At 74.0% G+C, this 1,348-nt stretch carries 2 protein-coding genes; one reads left to right on the top strand and one right to left on the bottom strand.

Annotated features, from left to right (window positions below):
• Positions 1-66 precede the first annotated feature (66 nt).
• A complete protein-coding gene (soxR, locus tag FNQ90_RS23380) occupies positions 67-591 on the bottom strand; it encodes a redox-sensitive transcriptional activator SoxR (protein ID WP_323380140.1) in 525 nt (174 codons plus the stop codon).
• Positions 592-720: 129 nt separating this feature from the next.
• Between soxR and FNQ90_RS23375 the strand changes: the two genes are divergently transcribed.
• A complete protein-coding gene (locus tag FNQ90_RS23375; RefSeq protein ID WP_182608169.1) occupies positions 721-1,347 on the top strand; it encodes an NADPH-dependent FMN reductase in 627 nt (208 codons plus the stop codon).
• Position 1,348: the final 1 nt, after the last annotated feature.

The raw sequence follows: 1,348 nt of genomic DNA, 5'->3' as shown, positions 1-1,348 counted from the left end.
GGGGGAGACGTGGTGACGTACACGTCGACCGCTCCCCGCCACCGGGGCGACCGCGCGGCCGGGCCGTCAGCAGCCGGTGAACCGACAGGGCCCCGGCCCGTTGCGGCTCAGCACGTCGTTCGGGTTGGCGAGCTGGCAACTGCTCAGGGACAGGCAGCCGCAGCCGATGCACTCCGTCAGGCCGTTCCGCAGTTGTTCCAGCACCGCGATGCGGGCGTCCAGGTCGGCCCGCCAGCCCGCCGAGACCCGGGCCCAGTCCTCGGGGGTGGGGGTGCGGTTCTCCGGCAGTTCGGCGAGTGCCGCGCGGATGGTGACCAGCGGTATGCCGACGTTCTGCGAGACCCGGATGAAGGCGACCCGCCGCAGGGTGTCCCGGGAGTAGCGGCGCTGGTTGCCGGAGGTGCGGCGGCTGGTGATCAACCCCTCGTCCTCGTAGTAGCGCAGCGCGGAGTGGGCCACGCCGCTGCGCTCGGCCAGCTGCCCGATGGTCAGCTCGCGGGTCAGCGGCGGTGGGGCGGGGGTCGCTTCCGGCCCCGGATCCCGCGCGGTACCGGGGGAGACGGACGACATCGACGACACGGTCTCGGTCACGATGTCGAGCCTAGCTTGACCTCAAGCGAACTTGAAGTCCCATGGTGTTTCCACGGCCACCGGGGCGAATCCCGGCCGGCCCGTGGCCGGTGTGCGTCCGCCCCGGCCCCCGACCCATCGGAGGACACCATGGCTCCCGCACCCCTCGGCGCCGCTCCCCTCACTCCCGAACTTCTCACCGAGCCCCGCACCGGCTCCGGGCGGGCAGCGCCCCTCCGCCTGGCCGTCGTGATCGGCAGCACCCGGGTCGGACGGCGCGGCTCCGCCATCGGCCGTTGGTTCGCCGACCTGGCCGCTGCCCGGGAGGGACTGGAGGTCGAGGTGGTCGACCTGGCCGAACATCCGCTGCCCGCGGTGCTGGACCCCGCGGCGGGCTCGGCCCCGGCCGTCACCGCCCTCGGCGCACGCCTCGACGCGGCCGACGCCTTCGTGATCGTGACCCCGGAGTACAACCACAGCTTCCCCGCGCCCCTGAAGCACGCGATCGACTGGTACGGCGACGAGTGGTACGCCAAGCCGGTGGCCTTCGTCTCCTACGGCGGGCGCGGCGGCGGGTTGCGCGCCGTCGAACAACTCCGCCAGGTCTTCGCCGAACTGCACGCCGTCACGGTGCGGGAGACGGTCAGCCTGCACGGTCCGCAGGAGCCGGGGCCCGGCTCGGAGAGCGACCCGGCGGCGACCGCGATGCTCGACCGCCTCACCTGGTGGGCGGACGCGCTGCGCGCCGCCCGCGCCCACCGCCCCTTCACCCCCTGAC

The organism is Streptomyces alkaliphilus (assembly GCF_014141535.1).
Taxonomy (GTDB): domain Bacteria; phylum Actinomycetota; class Actinomycetes; order Streptomycetales; family Streptomycetaceae; genus Streptomyces; species Streptomyces alkaliphilus.
This window is presented reverse-complemented; position numbering and strand designations above follow the sequence as displayed.